This is a genomic window from Streptomyces sp. NBC_01268 (assembly GCF_036240795.1).
Classification (GTDB): domain Bacteria; phylum Actinomycetota; class Actinomycetes; order Streptomycetales; family Streptomycetaceae; genus Streptomyces.
In genome coordinates, this window is record NZ_CP108454.1 from 3,366,764 (window position 1) to 3,382,931 (window position 16,168).

Annotated in this window: 9 protein-coding genes; 3 read left to right on the forward strand and 6 right to left on the reverse strand. The window is 73.9% G+C overall.

The features are described from left to right. Positions 1 to 10 precede the first annotated feature (10 nt). From mfd to OG309_RS14860, 3 genes are all read right to left on the reverse strand, one after another. A complete protein-coding gene (mfd, locus tag OG309_RS14850; RefSeq protein ID WP_329421188.1) occupies positions 11 to 3,544 on the reverse strand; it encodes a transcription-repair coupling factor in 3,534 nt (1,177 codons plus the stop codon). A 218-nt stretch (positions 3,545 to 3,762) separates the two neighbouring features. Continuing rightward, entirely contained in the window at positions 3,763 to 6,336 is a 2,574-nt protein-coding gene (locus tag OG309_RS14855; RefSeq protein WP_329421190.1) for an ABC transporter permease, read from the reverse strand. Beyond that, a complete protein-coding gene (locus OG309_RS14860; protein WP_329421192.1) occupies positions 6,333 to 7,121 on the reverse strand; it encodes an ABC transporter ATP-binding protein in 789 nt (262 codons plus the stop codon). Before OG309_RS14860 ends, OG309_RS14855 begins: the two co-directional genes overlap by 4 nt. A 260-nt stretch (positions 7,122 to 7,381) precedes the next feature. Between OG309_RS14860 and OG309_RS14865 the strand changes: the two genes are divergently transcribed. From OG309_RS14865 to OG309_RS14875, 3 genes are all read left to right on the forward strand, one after another. Next, positions 7,382 to 8,977 (forward strand): MFS transporter, encoded by a 1,596-nt coding sequence (locus OG309_RS14865; RefSeq protein ID WP_329421193.1) that lies wholly within the window; start codon positions 7,382 to 7,384, stop codon positions 8,975 to 8,977. 40 nt (positions 8,978 to 9,017) lie between these two features. Next, positions 9,018 to 9,707, forward strand: coding sequence for a 2-phosphosulfolactate phosphatase (locus OG309_RS14870; protein WP_329421195.1), 690 nt, complete (start codon positions 9,018 to 9,020; stop codon positions 9,705 to 9,707). A gap of 127 nt (positions 9,708 to 9,834) precedes the next feature. Beyond that, positions 9,835 to 11,280 carry an MFS transporter gene (locus OG309_RS14875; protein ID WP_329421196.1) on the forward strand — a complete coding sequence of 482 codons (1,446 nt, stop codon included), beginning with the start codon at positions 9,835 to 9,837 and terminating at the stop codon, positions 11,278 to 11,280. Positions 11,281 to 11,314: 34 nt separating this feature from the next. On the opposite strand, the gene OG309_RS14880 is transcribed toward OG309_RS14875, so the two are convergent. From OG309_RS14880 to OG309_RS14890, 3 genes are all read right to left on the reverse strand, one after another. Next, positions 11,315 to 12,220, reverse strand: coding sequence for a cellulose-binding protein (locus OG309_RS14880; protein WP_329421199.1), 906 nt, complete (start codon positions 12,218 to 12,220; stop codon positions 11,315 to 11,317). 134 nt (positions 12,221 to 12,354) lie between these two features. Continuing rightward, positions 12,355 to 14,988: an SUKH-4 family immunity protein gene (locus OG309_RS14885; protein WP_329421201.1), complete on the reverse strand. Its 2,634-nt coding sequence runs from the start codon at positions 14,986 to 14,988 to the stop codon at positions 12,355 to 12,357. 7 nt (positions 14,989 to 14,995) lie between these two features. Next, positions 14,996 to 15,982 (reverse strand): SMI1/KNR4 family protein, encoded by a 987-nt coding sequence (locus OG309_RS14890; protein ID WP_329421203.1) that lies wholly within the window; start codon positions 15,980 to 15,982, stop codon positions 14,996 to 14,998. Between the last annotated feature and the right edge of the window lie 186 nt (positions 15,983 to 16,168).

Below are 16,168 nucleotides of genomic sequence, written 5' to 3' on the forward strand. Positions count from 1 at the left end.
CCCGGACGGGTCAGGAACCCAGGATCTCCGCCAGGAACTCGCCGGTCCACGCGAGGAGTTCGCGGCCCACGACCGGCTTGCCGCCGATCTTCCCGGCGGTCGGACGCGGCACCAGGATCTGGTGGACGGCCGGCTTGATGACCGTGCGCGGGTAGAGGCGCTTCAGGCGCAGCTCCTGGGACTCGCGCAGTTCCACCGGGGCGAAGCGGATGTTGGGGCCCTGGAGGACGATCTCGCCGACACCGCAGGCGCGGGCCAGCATGCGCAGACCGGCGACCAGCAGGAGGTTCTCGACCGGCTCGGGCAGCTTGCCGTAGCGGTCGGTGAGCTCCTCGCGTACCGCCTTGATGTCCTCCTCCGAGTTGGCGGAGGCGATGGCCCGGTAGGCCTGCAGGCGCAGGCGCTCGCCGGGGGCGTAGTCGTGCGGCATGTGGGCGTCGACCGGGAGCTCGATCTTGACCTCCAGGGGAGCCTCCTCCTCCTCGCCGCCCTCCATCTGCGCCCGGTAGTCGGCGACGGCCTCGCCGACCATGCGGACGTACAGGTCGAAGCCGACGCCCGCGATGTGGCCGGACTGTTCGCCGCCGAGCAGGTTGCCCGCGCCGCGGATCTCCAGGTCCTTCATCGCCACGTACATGCCCGCGCCCATCTCGGTGTGCTGGGCGATGGTCGCGAGGCGCTCGTGGGCGGTCTCGGTGAGGGGCTTCTCCGGCGGGTAGAGGAAGTAGGCGTAGCCGCGTTCGCGGCCCCGGCCGACCCGGCCGCGCAGCTGGTGGAGCTGGCTCAGGCCGAAGTTGTCGCCGCGCTCGACGATCAGGGTGTTGGCGTTGGAGATGTCGATGCCGGACTCGACGATGGTCGTCGAGACGAGGACGTCGAACTTCTTCTCCCAGAAGTCCACCACGACCTGTTCCAGGGCCTGTTCGGACATCTGGCCGTGGGCCGTCGCGATGCGCGCCTCGGGGATGATCTCCCGCAGCCGGGCCGCCGCGCGGTCGATGGACTCGACGCGGTTGTGGATGTAGAAGACCTGGCCCTCGCGGAGCAGTTCGCGGCGGACGGCCGCGCCGATCTGCTTCTCCTCGTACGGGCCGACGAAGGTGAGGACCGGGTGCCGCTCCTCGGGGGGCGTCGTGATCGTCGACATCTCCCTGATCCCCGTCACCGCCATCTCCAGCGTCCGGGGGATGGGGGTGGCGGACATGGTCAGCACGTCGACGTTGGCGCGCAGCTTCTTCAGCTGCTCCTTGTGCTCGACGCCGAAGCGCTGCTCCTCGTCGACGATGACCAGGCCCAGGTCCTTGAACTTCGTCTCGGAGGAGAACAGGCGGTGGGTGCCGATGACGACGTCGACCGAGCCCTCCTTCAGCCCTTCCATCGTCGCCTTCGACTCGGTGTCCGTCTGGAAGCGGGACAGGGCGCGGACGTTGACGGGGAACTGCGAGTAGCGCTCCGAGAACGTGCCGAAGTGCTGCTGCACGAGCAGGGTGGTCGGGACGAGGACGGCGACCTGCTTGCCGTCCTGGACGGCCTTGAAGGCGGCGCGGACGGCGATCTCCGTCTTGCCGTAGCCGACGTCGCCGCAGATCAGACGGTCCATGGGGACGGTCTTCTCCATGTCCTCCTTCACCTCGGCGATGGTGGACAGCTGGTCGGGCGTCTCCGCGTACGGGAAGGCGTCCTCCAGCTCCCGCTGCCAGGGGGTGTCCGCGGCGAAGGCGTGGCCGGGGGCTGCCATACGGGCGGAGTACAGCTTGATGAGGTCGGCGGCGATCTCCTTGACCGCCTTCTTCGCGCGCGCCTTGGTCTTCGTCCAGTCGGCGCCGCCGAGGCGGTGCAGGGTGGGGGCCTCGCCGCCCACGTACTTGGTGACCTGCTCCAGCTGGTCGGTCGGGATGTAGAGGCGGTCGCCGGGCTGGCCGCGCTTGGCGGGGGCGTACTCGACGAGGAGGTACTCGCGGGTGGCGCCCTGCACGGTCCGCTGGACCATCTCGATGTAGCGGCCGACGCCGTGCTGCTCGTGGACGATGTAGTCGCCGACCTCCAGGGTCAGCGGGTCGATCGTCTTGCGCCGCTTGGCGGGCATCCGCTGCCCGTCCTTGCCGGCGGCCTTCTGGCCGGACAGGTCGGTCTCGGTGAGGACGGCCAGCTTGAGCGCCGGGTCGACGAAGCCGTAGTCGATGGAGCCGCAGGCCACGTGTACGACGGACGGGGCGATCCCGGTCAGGTCGGGGGCGAGGCGGGCGGCGATGCCCTCGCCGCCGAGCACCTCGACGGTGCGGGAGGCCGGGCCGTGGGCCTCCGTCACGTACACCGTGCGCCACCCCTCGGCCAGCCAGCCCTTGGTGTCGGCGAGGGCCCGGGCGGTGTCGCCGCGGTAGGTCTCGGGGGCGTGCATGCCCACCTTGAGGGTGTCCGCGTCGAGGGCGGTGTCGTCCGCGGCGAACGGCGACACCGACCACCACATCACGTCCAGCTCGCGGGCCCGGTCCCGGACGTCGGCGATCCCCCACAGGGAGGCCGCGCCGACGTCGATCGGGGCCTCGCCGCCGCCGGCCGTGGCCGCCCAGGAGGCCTGCAGGAACTCCTGGCTCGTCGCCACCAGGTCGGCGGCGCGCGTCCGGACCCGCTCGGGGTCGCAGACCACGGCCATGGAGCCCTCGGGGAGGACGTCGAGCAGCAGCTCCATGTCGTCGACGAGGACGGGGGCGAGGGACTCCATGCCCTCCACCGCGATCCCCTCGGCGATCTTGTTGAGCAGCTCGCCGAGCTCGGGATGGGCCTCGGCCAGGGCGGCGGCCCGCTCCCGGACCTCGTCGGTCAGCAGCAGCTCGCGGCAGGGCGGCGCCCACAGCCCGTGCTCGGCGACTTCGAGGGAGCGCTGGTCGGCGACCTTGAAGTAGCGGATCTCCTCGACGTCGTCGCCCCAGAACTCGATGCGGAGCGGGTGCTCCTCGGTGGGCGGGAAGACGTCCAGGATGCCGCCGCGCACGGCGAACTCGCCGCGCTTCTCGACGAGCTCCACGCGGGAGTACGCGGCGGCGGCCAGCCCCTCGACGATCTCGTTCAGGTCGGCGGTCTGCCCGCTCCGCAGCGCCACCGGCTCCAGGTCGCCGAGCCCCTTGACCTGCGGCTGGAGCACCGAGCGGATGGGCGCGACGACGACGCTGACGGGCCCGGCGGCGGGGTCGTCGGTACGGGGGTGGGCGAGCCGGCGCAGCACGGCGAGGCGGCGGCCGACGGTGTCGGAGCGGGGCGAGAGGCGCTCGTGCGGCAGCGTCTCCCAGGAGGGGTAGTCGACCACGGTGTCGGGGTCGAGGAGCGAGCGCAGGGCGGCGGCCAGGTCCTCGGCCTCGCGCCCGGTCGCGGTGACCGCGAGCACCGTCCGGCCGGTCTCCCTGGCGAGGGCGGCGACGGCGAAGGGGCGGGCGGCGGGCGGGCCGACCAGGTCGACGTGGTGGCGGTTGCCGTCCGTGGCGGCCTTGACCGCCTCGGTGAGTGCGGCGTCCTTGACGACGGCGTCCAGCAGACCGTGCAGGCTCATGGAGGGTCCATCCCGGCGGAGGTGGGCAACGCGAACGGCCCGACACGTCTCACGGGCCGGGGCCTCCAGCCTACGACGACGCGGCGACAGTCACCCGTTCACGGGATCGGCCCGCCGTGCACACGCCCCGTCGGCGTCCCTCGGGACGAGGCGCGTGGGCGGGCCCGGACGGAACGCTCCGCCGGGCCCGCACCGGTCCACTGCCGCCCCTGCTCCGTCTACTCCGTCGCGATCGCGTTCAGGACGTTCATCCGCCCTGCCCGGAAGGCGGGGACCAGGGCCGCGAAGAGGCCCACGAAGGCCGAGCCGACGAAGACGGTGAGGATCGTCGGCCAGGGGATCTCCAGGACGCCCAGGCCCTCCAGGGCGAGGAGCTGCTGGGCGGCGGTGCCCCAGCCGAGGCCCAGGGCCAGGCCGAGGAGGGCGCCGAAGAGGGCGATGACGACCGACTCCAGGCGGATCATGCGCCGCAGCTGGCGGCGGGAGAGGCCGATGGCCCGCATGAGGCCGATCTCGCGGGTCCGCTCGACGACCGACAGGGCGAGGGTGTTCACCACGCCGAGGACGGCCACGATGATCGCGAGGGCGAGCAGCCCGTACACGATGTTGAGGAGCTGGCCGACCTGGTCCTGGAGCTCCTTCTTGTAGTCGGCCTGGTCGGCGACCTTGTACTGCGGGTAGGGCGCGAGGGCCTTCTTCAGCCCCTCGTACGCGGCGTCCTCCTGACCGTCCTTCGCCGTGGCGAAGACGATCATGCTCTTGGGCATCCGGTCGGCGGCGAGGAAGCGGGCGGCGGTGGTGATGTTGGTGTACATCACGCCCTTGTCGATGTTGCTGTCGTCGGAGGTGACGGCGGCGACGCGCAGCCGCGCCTTCTCGCCGCCCTTGAAGGCGACCGTGAGCGTGTCCCCGACCTTCACGCCGTGCTCGGCGGCGTAGACGCTGCCGACGGACAGGGCGCCCGGGCCGTACGCGGCGGAGAGCTCGCCCGCCGTGGTCTCGCGGCGCACGTCCCGCGCGTACGTCGGGTCGGCGGCGACCAGGCCGAGCTCCGCGCTCCTGCCGCGCGGGTCGGTGACGACGGCCTCGACCCACTTGTACTCGGTGACGTGGTCGAGCCCGGGGGCCTTCTCCACGGCGGCCAGGGCCTGCGGGACGACCGGCTGCCGGTTGGTGGACTGCACGATGAAGTCGGCGCCGACGGACCGGTCGAGCTCCTCCGTGGCGGAGGCGACCATCGACGAGCCGACGACGGACAGGCAGGCGACGAGCGCGAGACCGATCATCAGGGCGGCGCCGGTGGCGCCGGTGCGGCGCGGGTTGCGGAGCGCGTTGCGCTCGGCCATGCGGCCGACCGGGCCGAAGACCCGCAGCACGACGACGCCCAGGGCACGGACGACGACGCCGGACAGCAGCGGGCCGATCACGACGAAGCCGAGCAGGGACAGGACGACGCCGAGGCCGAGCCAGAGGGAGCCCGCGCCGGCCTTCTCGGCCTGGGTCGCGGTCCACAGCGCCGCGCCGCCCGCCGCGGTGAGGAGCAGGCCGAGCCCGGCGCGTACCGCACCGGCCTTGCCGTCGGCGGGCGTGCCCGCGTCGCGCAGGGCGGCCATCGGGGAGACCTTCGAGGCCCGGCGGGCCGGGACGAAGGCGGCGAGGACGGTGACGACCACGCCGAGGACGAGACCGACGACGGGGGTGGTCCAGCGGACGGTGAGGTCCTGCGTGGACAGCTCCATGCCCATGGACGACATCAGCTGCATCAGTCCGACGGCGAGGCCCACGCCGGCCGCGACGCCCGCGATCGAGCCGACGGCGCCGAGGAGCAGCGCCTCGACGAGGACCGAGCGGTTGACCTGGCGCCGACTGGAGCCGATGGCCCGCATGAGGCCGATCTCGCGGGTGCGCTGGGCGACCAGCATGGAGAAGGTGTTGACGATGAGGAAGATGCCGACGAGGAAGGCGATCCCGGCGAAGCCGAGCATCGCGTACTTCATGACGTCGAGGAAGCCGGCGACGTCCTCGCGGCCCGCGTCGGCGGACTCGGCGGCGGTCTGCAGCTTGTAGCCGGAGCCGATCTCCGCGGCGATGCCCGCCTTCAGCGCGTCGTCGCCGACACCGGGCGCCGCGTCGGCGGTGACCTGGGTGAACAGGCCCTCCTTGCCGAGGAGTTCGCGCTGCGCGGTGGCGGTGTCGAAGTAGACGAGGGTGGCGCCGGGGTTGGTGACCTTGAAGTCGACGATGCCGGAGATCTTCGCGGTGAAGTCGCCGGTGACGGCGATGGTGCGCAGCTCGTCGCCGATCTTCAGGTGGTGCTTCTCGGCGGTGCCGCCGTCGACCATGACGTCGGTGGGGCCGCGCGGTTCGTGACCGGAGGCGATCTCCATCGAACGCAGCTCGTCGGCCGACCAGTTGGCGGCGATGGTGGGGGCGCCGGAGGTGGGCCCGACGTTCTCGTCGCGGGAGTCGACGACGGTGACGCTGGTGGAGAGGACCCGGCCCTGCGCGGCCTTGACGCCCTCGACGCCCCGGACCTGCGCGACGAGCGCGGCGGGCAGCGTCTCGGGGCGCCCGTTCTGCGGGACCTCGTCGTCCTCGGCGGCGTTCGACGGGCTGACGGTGACGTCGGAGGCGGTGGAGGCGAACAGCTTGTCGAAGGTGGTGTTCATGGTGTCGCTGAACACCAGGGTGCCGCAGACGAACGCGACGGAGAGGAGGACGGCGACGGCGGAGAGCGCCATGCGGCCCTTGTGCGCGAAGAAGCTGCGCAGCGAGGTCTTGAGCACGGTCATGACGTCCGCCCGCGCGCGTCGAAGTCCTTCATGCGGTCGAGGACGGCGTCGGCGGTGGGCCGGTGCATCTCGTCGACGATGCGCCCGTCGGCGAGGTAGAGGACCCGGTCCGCGTAGGAGGCGGCGACCGGGTCGTGGGTGACCATGACGATGGTCTGCCCCAGCTCGTCGACCGACTGGCGCAGGAAGCCGAGGACTTCGGCGCCGGCGCGCGAGTCGAGGTTTCCGGTCGGCTCGTCACCGAAGATGATCTCGGGACGGGCGGCGAGCGCGCGGGCCACGGCGACGCGCTGCTGCTGGCCGCCGGAGAGCTGGGCGGGCCGGTGCCTGAGCCGCTCGCCGAGCCCGACGGTCTCGACGACCCGGCGCAGCCACTCCTGGTCGGGCTTGCGGCCGGCGATGTCCATGGGCAGCGTGATGTTCTCCAGCGCGTTGAGCGTGGGGAGCAGGTTGAACGCCTGGAAGATGAACCCGATGCGGTCGCGCCGCAGCTGGGTCAGCTTCTTGTCCTTCAGGCCGGTGATCTCGGTCTCGTCGAGGAAGATCCGGCCGTCGGAGACGGTGTCGAGACCGGCGAGGCAGTGCATGAGCGTGGACTTGCCGGAGCCCGAGGGGCCCATGATCGCGGTGAACCGGCCGCGGGCGATGTCCACGTCGACGTGGTCGAGCGCGACGACCCGGGTCTCCCCCGAGCCGTACGCCTTGACGACCTGTCGCGCCCGCGCGGCGACGGCCGTCCGCCCTCCGGTACCCCCGTGCCTGGGGGTGGTCACAGCCGAAGTCACGGTAGGTCTCCTGAGTTCGAGTTGTTCGGTGTCGTCCGACGTTCTGTGGCGTTCTTCGTGTCCCTGCGGGATCCCGTAAGACCAAGCTAAGGACGGCGGGGGCCCGGCTCGTCCTCCGCCGGGACGAACGGGCCCTGGGCTGTATGGGGGAGGAGCCCCTAGGGGTTCTCCATCGAACGATCGAGTGAGAGGGTGGCCCGGGCGCACTTAGATGTACGAAGCATCAGTCAGCACCCGTCGGGTGGGGAGAGGGGCCAGCGGTGTCCGAGGCGACCACGAGACAGACGGCACCGCCGGCGGCGGACGGCACCCGGCGCGGGCCGGTCGTCGCCGCGCTGATGCTCGGCATGGCGCTCGCCGCCCTCGACGGCACCGTCGTCTCCACCGCCGTCCCGCAGATCGTCGGCGACCTCGGCGGACTCTCCGTCTTCTCCTGGCTGTTCTCCGGCTACCTGCTCGCCGTGACGGTCACCCTGCCGGTGTACGGGAAGCTCAGCGACACCTTCGGCCGCAAACCCGTCCTGATCTCGGGCATCGTCCTCTTCCTGATCGGCTCCGTGCTGTGCGCGTCCGCCTGGGACATGTACTCGCTCATCGCCTTCCGCGTCGTCCAGGGCCTCGGCGGCGGCGCCCTCCAGGGCACCGTCCAGACGATCGCCGCCGACCTCTACCCGCTGAAGGAACGCCCCAGGATCCAGGCCCGGCTCTCCTCCGTGTGGGCCACCGCCGCCGTCGCGGGCCCGGCGGCGGGCGGGCTGCTCGCCGGATACGCGGACTGGCGCTGGATCTTCCTGGTCAACCTGCCGGTCGGGGCGGCGGCGCTGTGGCTGATCAGCCGCTACCTGGTGGAGCCGGGACGCCCCCTAGGGGACAGGGCCGAAAGCGCCTCCGACGGCGCCGCCGAAGGGGCCCGCACCCGGCCCCGGGTCTCCGTGGACTGGGCGGGCGCGCTCGCCATCTTCGGCACCGGCACCCTGCTCCTCACCGCGCTCGTCCAGGGCGGCGTCGCCTGGCCCTGGCTGTCCGCCCCGTCGCTCGGCCTCTTCGCCGGCGCGGCGGCCCTCGGCGCCCTCACCGTGCTCGTCGAACGCCGCGCCGCCGAACCGATCATCCCCGGCTGGGTCTGGCGCCGCCGCACCATCGCCGCCGTCAACCTGGCGCTCGGCGCCCTGGGCCTGCTGATGGTCGCCCCGACCGTCTTCCTGCCCACCTACGCCCAGTCCGTCCTCGGCCTCGGCCCGATCGCCGCCGGCTTCGTGCTCTCCGCGATGACCCTCAGCTGGCCCGTCACGGCCGCCCTCTCCAACCGGGTCTACACCCGCATCGGCTTCCGTCTGACCGCCGTCCTCGGCATGACCGGCGCCCTTCTGGTCCTGCTCGCCTTCCCGCTGCTGCCCTTCCCCGGCGAACCCTGGCAGCCCGCGCTGCTGATGCTGCTCCTCGGCGGGGCGCTCGGCTTCTTCCAGCTGCCGCTGATCGTCGGGGTCCAGTCGACCGTCCCGTACGAGGAGCGCGGCACGACCACCGCCTCCGTCCTCTTCGTGCGCCAGGTCGGGCAGAGCGTCGGCGCCGCCCTGTTCGGCGCCGTGGCCAACGGGGTGCTCGCCGCGCGCCTCGGCGCCGAGAGCGGCGACCTGGACGGTCTGGTCCGCTCCCTGGAGACCCCCGGCTCCCTCACCGGACAGGCCGCGGACCACCTGCGCCGGGCGGTCGACGCGGCCGTCGACTACGTCTACCTCGGCGCGGCCGCCGCGGCCGCCCTCGCCCTGCTGGCCCTGCTCACCCTCGCCCCGCGCCGCTTCCCGGTCCTGAAGGAACAGCAGGACGAGCAGGACGAGGCCCGGCCCGCCGGGTAATCACCGTGCCCCGAAGGCCCGTTGACAGCAGAATGGTGCGATGGATCACCACTTCGTCGGCATACCGGAGCTGACCGGCGTCCCCCGCGTCGCGGTCGTCATCGACGTCATGCGCGCCTTCACCGTGGCCGCCTGGGCGTTCTCGCGCGGCGCCGAACGGATCGTCCTGGCCAAGACGGTGGACGAGGCGCTCGCCCTGAAGGAGCGCCACCCGGGCTGGCTGGCCCTGAAGGACGGGGCCCCGGCGCCCGGCTTCGACGCGGTGAACTCCCCCGCCCTGCTCAGGTCGCGCGACTTCACCGGCCGCACGCTCGTGCAGAAGACCACGGCCGGCACCGTGGGCGCGCTGGCCGTCGCGGACGCCCCGCTGGTGCTGTGCGCCGGCTTCGTGGTGGCCGGCCCGACCGCCCGGTTCCTGCGGGCCGCGGACGCCGGCCCGGTCACGTTCGTCGTCACCGGCGAGGACGGGCGGGCCGACGAGGACCTCGCCTGCGCCGAGTACATCGGCCGCACCGTCGACGCCGGCGAGGCCGACCCGGCCCCGTACGTCCGCCGCGCGAGGGACTCCCGGGCGGCCGCCGAGCTCTCGGCCGGTCTGCGCGAGGGTTTCCACCCGGACGACGTCGCCCTCTGCCTGGAGGTCGACCGCTTCCCGTTCGCGATGGCGGCCCGCCGGGAGGAGTCCCTGACGGTGCTGCGCCCGGTCTCGGCGCCCGGCATCCCGGACTGAAAAGTTCTTTGCCGCATCCGCAAGAAGCGTAGGCCGGGATCCGCCCCCGGCCCGAGCATGGCCCGCGGGCGCCTCCAAGGCGCTCCCGAGCGCGCGTGACGCGCTTCCGACGGCAGAAGGCGGGCCCGTGACCACTCTTGCGACGCAACCCCCCACGCTCAGCGCCCGCAGACGGTGGACGGTCCTGGCCGTCTGCGCGCTCAGCATGTTCCTGGTCGGACTCGACACCACCATCGTCAACGTCGGCCTGCCCGCGATCGGCGAGGGCCTCGGCGCGGGCACCCGCGGCCTGGCGTGGGTCGTCGACGCGTACACCGTCGTCCTGGCCGGCCTGCTGGTCGTCTCCGGAGCGCTCGCCGACCGCTTCGGGCGGCGCCGGGTCTTCCGCTGCGGGCTCGTCGTCTTCGGCCTCGCCTCCCTGGCCTGCGCGCTCGCCCCGTCGCTCGGCGTCCTCGTCGCCGCCCGCGCACTCCAGGGCGTCGGGGCCTCGATGCTGAGCCCGGTGGCCCTGGCGATCGTGGTCAACACGATGCCCGACCCCCGCGAACGGGCCCGGGCGATCGGCATCTGGGCCTCGGTGTTCGGGCTCAGCATGGCGGCGGGTCCGGTCACCGGCGGCGCGCTCGTCGACGCGTTCGGCTGGCGGTCGGTGTTCTGGGTCAACGCACCGGTCGTCGTCACCGCCCTCGTCCTGGTAGCCGTCTTCGTCCCGGCGGACCCGGCACGCGACGGGCAGCGGACCCGGCGCCTCGACCTGCCCGGCCAGCTCCTGCTCACGGCGACCCTGGGACTGTCCGTCGGCGTCCTCATCGAGGGCCCGCGCATCGGCTGGGGCTCCCCCGCGGCGCTGGCCTGCTACGCCCTGTCCGCCACCGCCGCGGCCGCCTTCGTGCGGGTCGAACTCCGGCGGCCCGAACCCCTCATGGACCTCCGGCTGTTCAGGCGCCCGCGCTTCGCCGGAGCGGTCCTCGGCGCGGTCGCGGTGTTCGCCGCGCTCAACACCGGCCTGCTGCTCAACACCCTCTACCTCCAGCACACCCGCGGCTGGACCCCGCTCGCCGCGGGCGCGGCGACCCTGCCGATGGCGCTCGGCGCGACCCTGTGCGCGCCCTGGTCCGGCAGCCTCACCGGGCGCCACGGGCCCCGCCGCCCGCTGCTCCTCGCGGGCGGGTTCACCGCCGCCGGCGGCCTGTGCCTGGTCGGCCTGGACCCGCACACCGCCGTGCCGCTGCTCCTCACCGCGTACCTGCTCATCGGCATCGGCTTCGGCTTCGCGAACGCCCCCCTGACCAACACCGCCGTCGGCGGCCTGCCGCCGTCCCGGGCGGGCGTCGCCGGGGCGATCACCTCCACCGCGCGCCAGATCGGCGCGGCGGTCGGCATCGCCGTCGCCGGGGCCCTGGTCGCCGGCGTCGCCCCCGCCGGCCTCGCCGACGCCTCCCGCCCCGGCTGGCTGCTGGTCACCGGCTGCGGCCTTCTCCTGCTGGTGGTGGCCAGGTCGGCGGGCGCCACCCGGCCCCCGTCCCCGTCCCCGTCGGGCGGGACACGGCGGGAATCGCCGGACACGCCCTGAGGGCCGGCGACTCCCAGGAGGGCACCGTCGGCTCCTAGTCGCCGCCCTGCCCCTCGGCCTCGGGCTTCCCGTCGGCCCGCGGCGGCTCCACCCGCCCCGTGAGTGCCGACAGCGACGAGCGGATGTGCTCCATGTGGGAGTGGATCTCCTCCCGGGCCTCGTCGTGCTCGCGTCGCACCCGGTCCGTCTCGCGCTCGATGCGCTCCTGCCTGAGCCGCGCCTCGGCGAGGATCTCCGCGGCCTTCGCCTCCGCGTCCTCCTGGCCGTGCCGGGCGGCCTCCTTGGTCTCGGCGAGGCCGCGCCGCGCCTCGTCCAGCTTGCCGTCCGCGTAGGCGACGAGCTCCTCGTGCCGGGCGTCGAGCTCGGCCACCCGCCGGGCCGCCGCGTGGTCGGCCTCCTCGCGGAGCGCCTGGTGTTCCTCGCGCTGGGCCGCGCGGACCGCCTCGGCCTCGCGCCGGGTCTCGTCGAACGCGGTCCTCGCCTCGGCGCGGGTCTTCTCCGCGTCGCGCTGCGCCGAGGTCCGCAGCGCGTCGGCCTGCAGGCCGGTCTCCTTGCCGGTCGCCCGGGCCGCCGCGTCGGCCGCCGCGCGGACGCCCTCCGCGTACGCCCTCGCCGCCTCGGCGGCCTCGCCGGCGGCCGCCTCCGCCGCTTCGGCGAGCGCCTGCGCCTCGGCCTCCGCGTCCCGTACCAGGGTCTCGTCCTCGGCCTCGGCGAGCTCCAGGATGCGGCGGGCCCGCTCGCTCAGGGAGTCGTAGCGCTGCGGGGCGAGGGTGGCGACGGCCTCGCGGAGCCGCACGGCCTCCGCCTCCATCTCCTTGGCGAGGACGGTCAGGCGCGCCGCGCGCTCCCACGCGCCGTCGCGCTCCTCGGAGAGTGCGGCCAGGTAGCGGTCGACCTGCTCCGGGCGGTAACCGCGCCCCCGTCCGACGGCGAAATTCATGCCTGACGCCCCTTCGTCTCCCTTATGTCCAACAAACAACAAGGATGCGGCATCAGATCGGACAAAAGGCGCCCGACGTGAGCACACGTCGAGCGCCTTTCGTCACATCCCGCTCATGCGCGGACCGGGTCGGGCTACAACAGGCCGTCCCACATCTGCTCCAGGAGCACGGACCACCAGTTCTCCGGCGACGACAGCGCCGCCGGGTCCAGCATCGCCAGCTGCGCCTGGAAATCGGTCGTCCACCGGCCCGCCTGCTCCGGGTTGAGCCCGAACCGCAGCCGCCACATGCGCCCGAGCAGCGCCAGACACCGGACGAACTCCGGCAGCCCCGTGTTCACGAACTGCGGCGGCACCGACTGCCCGCCCGGACCCGCCTCCACCGGCACGGCGACGATGTGCGCCGTCCCGTACTGGACACAGATCGCCCGGCCGAAGTCCGAACCGAGCACCAGATACGACCCGGCGTCCGCCGCCGGCTGCACCTGCCGCTGCGCCGCGAGCTCCGCGAGCGTCGGCACCACCGGCATGGCCGGCTGCGCCCAGAAGAACGGCCCGAAGTCGGCCGGCAGGCCCGCCCACACGAGCGTGACCGCCACCAGCTCCGGAACGCCCTGCCGGGACACCGCACGCTGGTCGAAGCGCAGGATGCCCGGACCGAACGCCCCGGCCAGCTCCTGCGCCACCCCGTCCGGCGGCAGCGGCGGCGCCGGCTGCACCTGCGGCAACGGCGCCCGCACCGGCGCGGGCCGCGCCGGACCGTCCGCGACCTGGTGCAACTCGCCCTGGTGGGTGATGAGCTGCTGCATGCCCTGCTGACGGCCCGCGTGATCACGCCCGTACGGCGCGATGTTGGTGATCCGCGCCTGCGGCCAGGTCTCCCGGATCATCCGCGCGCAGTAACCGCCCGGCAGCTCACAGGACTCCAACTCCGTGTGCAGCTCCAGCACTTGCTGCGGCGGCACGTTCATCGCGCGCAGCTCGTGCAGGATCTGCCACTCCGGGTGCGGGGTACCCGGCGCGGAACGCCGGATGATCTGCTGCTCCGAGCCGTCGGGCGCGCGGTAGCGCAGCACGGCCTGGTAGCCGGGACCCACGGTCGGCAGCCCGGCGGGCGGCTGCTGCGGGTACCCGTACGCGGGCGGCGGCACGGGCGCGTTCACCGGCGCCGGCACGGGACCGGGCGGCGGGGGCGGCCCGACGGGGCCCGCCGGACCGGGCTGCGCCAGCATCGTCGCGGCGTGCGCGATCCCGCCCGGCGGCGTCCCGGGCGCACCCGGCACCCCCGGCGGCGGAGGCGGGGGCGGCGGAGCCCCCGGACCGCCCTGGTTCGGGTGCGCCAGCATCGTCGCGGCATGCGCCACCCCGCCCGGCGGCGTCCCGGGCGCACCCGGCACCCCCGGCGGCGGAGGCGGAGGCGGCGGAGCGCCCGGACCGCCCTGGTTCGGGTGCGCCAGCATCGTCGCGGCGTGGTGCACCGCGGGCGGAGGCGTCGCACCGGGCGGCGCGGGCGGACCAGGCGGGCCCGGCGGCGTGGGCTGCGCGGGCGCGGCGGGCGGCGGCGTCGACTGCGGGCCCTCGGGCCCGAGCTGCGACACCAGCTGCGTCCGCACGTACCCACCGGGCGGCGGCGTCGGCGCCTTGCTGGTCGCCGCGTCGGCGAGGTCCGCGGCACCGGGCGGGCTCGGCGGCACGGGCGGGGTGCCCGGCTGCGCTACCGGCGGAGCGGAGGGCGCGCTCGGCGGGCCCGGAGGCACCACGGGGCCGCCCTGCGGGAACGGGGCGTCCGTGTTCAGGCGCGGCGCGATCGCCGTCGCCGGCAGCGCGCTGCCGCCCTTCATGAGCGCGGTGGGAGCGTCCGCCCCCACGACCGGCGGCGGCGTGTCCTCGTCGTCCGCCCCCGAGAGCGGCGGCGCGAACACCGTCGCCGGCAGCGGCACGGCCCCGTCGGCACCGCCCGCGCTCGCGTTCGCGTCCGCCCAGGGACTCGGCGAGGACTGCGCGGGCACGGCCGCGGAGGCCTCGACCGGAGCGGGCGCCGGAGCCGGGTCCGGCACCGGGGCCGGGGAGGCCTCCGCCGCGGGCGCGGGCGCGGACGCGGGCGTGGGCGTGGACTCAGGTACGGGCAGAGGCGCGGGCTCGGGCAGCGGCGCGGGCTCGGAGGAATCCTCGGCAGCACCGACGGCCCCGGCACCCCCCGCACCGACCCCGGACCCGGAAGCCCCGGAACCCGGCACCTCCGACGCACCCGACACCACCGCCACACCCGACACCTCGGACACCGACGACACCACAGGCGCCCCGGGCGCCCCCGACGTCCCCGGCCCCGCCGATCCGCCCTCCGTCGACGCCCCCGCACTCGCCTGCGACGCGTTCGACGCCACCGGCGGCAGGCCGATCTTGTCCGCGGCCTCCTGGAGCCACTCCGGCGGGCTCAACAGGAACGAGGTCTGATTCAGGTCGATCCGGGCCGACGCCTGCGCCGGGACCGACGCGACCGGCTCCGCGACCGCGCCGTACTCCTCCTCGTAACGGCGGATGACCTCACCCACCGGAAGCCCCGGCCACAACGTCGCCTCGCCACTGTCACGGGCGATGACCAGCCGCTGCCGACCCCCGTCCGGGGTCGGCGCCTCCTCGCGCTCCTCGGCCCACACGACGAAGCCGAGCCCGAACTCCCGAACCCGCACCTCCCGGTGCAGGTAGGCCGGCACATCGCCGTTGATCCACTCCTCGGCGCGCTCCTGCGCCTGCGCGAACGTCACCACAGCCAGTTCACTCCCCCACCGGGACCACGGGAACGGCGCGCGCGAAGCCGCCGTCCACCATCAGGTTCGCCACCGTCTCCAGCTCCGGCGGATTACCCGCGAGACGCTGGAGGAACACGTCGAAGTCGGCACCACAGGGCAGCAACAACCTCTCCACCCGCTCGTTCACCGACCAGCCGTCACGGTCGCGCGCGTCGTCATAGGCGCAGAACCACACCGAGCCGACCGCCTCGCCCTTCACCTTCACCGCGAGCAGACCGCCCTGGACGAAGGCCACGCCCAGGTAGTCCTTCGTCAGATGGTCGCGGAGGCACTTGTTCACGTACACGAGGTCGTTCACCCCCGCCTCCTCACGCACCGTGAAGAACGGCTGGTCCACGAGCAGACCCAGCTCCGCGTCGAGCGCGGCACCGACCGGCGCGCAGCCACCCGCCGCCTTCAGGAACGACCGGTACGCACCCGGAAGCCGGTAGCCGAGATCCTCCTCGACCCCCTGGAGCTGCTGCTCCGACACCGGCATCGCACGCTTCGGCAACCGGAAGTGCGCCGGACGGGTCTCCTGCAGCGGCCGCGTCCCACGCTTCGCGTGATCCACGGCGGCCGTCGTCACCCCACCGTGGTGCCGCAGCAGCGCCTTCACCTCCACGGGAACCAGCTCCAGCCGACGCGTGTGCGCCACGTGGTGCCAGGTCCAGCCGTGCGGGGTCGCCACCGCCGGGATCGCGTCCCACAGCTCGTGCCCCGTCGCGGCCAGCGCCGCGTTCGCCGACACGTAGTCCGTCAGGCGCAGTTCGTCGACACCGAAACCCTCCGGCGGATCGGCGATCTCCGCCGCCGCCCGCGCGTACGCCGAGAAGTCCGGGTAGCCGCGCTCGTCCACCCGCACCCCACGGGGATGCCGGGAGGCCCGGACCGGATCCGGGAAGTGCACGACCTGCCCGGCGTACGCCGAGTTCGGCGGCGCGGTGTCCTGGCCGAGCCGACCTGTCGTCATGGCGGTTGCCCCCTGTGACTGCTGCCGACTCCCGCCGACTGCTGCTGGTTGGTCCGCACAGCCTAAGCGGTGCCACGCGCCCCCGACCCGGCCCGATGCGCCCACCCCGCCCACGGTGACCAAGTGTCACCGCGGCATGACAGCACCGCCATGATTCCGACACACCGAAAGCACGTTTCCGCGCCC

Coding starts and splice junctions, on each gene's coding strand:
- mfd (WP_329421188.1), bottom strand. CDS start 3,544: ATGAGCCTGCACGGTCTGCTGGACGCCGTCGTCAAGGACGCCGCACTC.
- OG309_RS14855 (WP_329421190.1), bottom strand. CDS start 6,336: ATGACCGTGCTCAAGACCTCGCTGCGCAGCTTCTTCGCGCACAAGGGC.
- OG309_RS14870 (WP_329421195.1), top strand. CDS start 9,018: ATGGATCACCACTTCGTCGGCATACCGGAGCTGACCGGCGTCCCCCGC.
- OG309_RS14880 (WP_329421199.1), bottom strand. CDS start 12,220: ATGAATTTCGCCGTCGGACGGGGGCGCGGTTACCGCCCGGAGCAGGTC.
- OG309_RS14890 (WP_329421203.1), bottom strand. CDS start 15,982: ATGACGACAGGTCGGCTCGGCCAGGACACCGCGCCGCCGAACTCGGCG.